Origin of the sequence: Protofrankia sp. CiT1 (genome assembly GCF_917627335.1) — a bacterium.
Classification (GTDB): domain Bacteria; phylum Actinomycetota; class Actinomycetes; order Frankiales; family Frankiaceae; genus Protofrankia.
Genome location: NZ_CAKJTP010000146.1, coordinates 9,882 through 10,867, shown reverse-complemented (window position 1 = coordinate 10,867; position 986 = coordinate 9,882). Strand labels below are relative to the sequence as shown.

General features: G+C 67.6%; 2 protein-coding genes. Both read left to right on the top strand.

The genetic code is table 11. The features are described from left to right. Positions 1-56: 56 nt before the first annotated feature. Positions 57-596 (top strand): glutathione peroxidase, encoded by a 540-nt coding sequence (locus tag MJ785_RS17785; protein WP_239309313.1) that lies wholly within the window; start codon positions 57-59, stop codon positions 594-596. Positions 597-688: 92 nt separating this feature from the next. Beyond that, a partial coding sequence (locus MJ785_RS17780) for an XdhC family protein (protein WP_239381865.1) occupies positions 689-986 on the top strand: 298 nt, incomplete at its 3' end.

The window sequence follows — 986 nt, the reverse complement described above, 5'->3', positions numbered from 1 at the left end:
CGAACGCTCGACGCTCTCGACATCGCCCCCGACCACGTCACGATTCAGGGAAGCCAATGACGATTTACGATTTCACCGTCACGACAAGCAACGGCGAAACGCGGTCGCTCGGCGACTACGCCGGTCGTACGCTGCTGATCGTCAATGTCGCCAGTGCGTGCGGGCTGACCCCCCAGTACGAGGAACTGGAAACGCTGTACCGCGACACCCACGACCGCGGCCTGGACATCCTCGGCTTCCCCTGCAACCAGTTCGGCGGGCAGGAACCGGGAACCGACGCCGAGATCCAACAGTTCTGCTCGACCCAGTACAACATCACTTTCCCGATCTTCCGTAAGATCGACGTCAACGGCCCAGCCGCGGACCCCCTCTTTGTCTACCTGCGCGCGCAGGCACCCGGCGACTTCGGCCCCTCCGCCGGCTCCCTCTACGAGCACATCAAGGCCGCCAGGCCGGAGACAATCGGTACGGACGAGGTGAAGTGGAACTTCACCAAGTTCCTCGTCGGCCGTGACGGAGCGGTGATCCGTCGCTACGAGCCCGCCATCGTTCCCCGGGAGATCCACGCCGACGTGCAAGCGGAACTGTCGCGATGAACGACCCGGCCCAGGCTCCGCCGCGGGATGCCCGGCCCCCGGCGGAGCCTGGGCGCTTCGGGCCATCCGGCACACCCACGTGGTGATCTGCCATGCGTGAGGCGCTGGCGGAGCTGCTCAGCTGGTGGGAGTCGGGAACACCGTTCGCGCTGGCGACGGTCGTCGCGACCAGCGTGTCCGCGCCGCGGCAGCCTGGCGCTGTGCTGGCCGTCAACGCCGCTGGCGAGGCGCTCGGCGGCGTCGCGGGTGGTTGCGTGGAGGCGGCGGTGTACGACACGGCCAGGCGCGTGCTCACCACCGGCGAGCCAGTTCTGGAGACCTACGGCTTGAGCGACGACGACGTGTTCGCGGCCGGCCTGACCTGCGGCGGGACAATCAGCGTCTTCGTGC

What these genes read in the sequence shown, in the direction of transcription:
- MJ785_RS17785 (WP_239309313.1), top strand. Translation starts at nt 57, where the DNA reads ATGACGATTTACGATTTCACCGTCACGACAAGCAACGGCGAAACGCGG.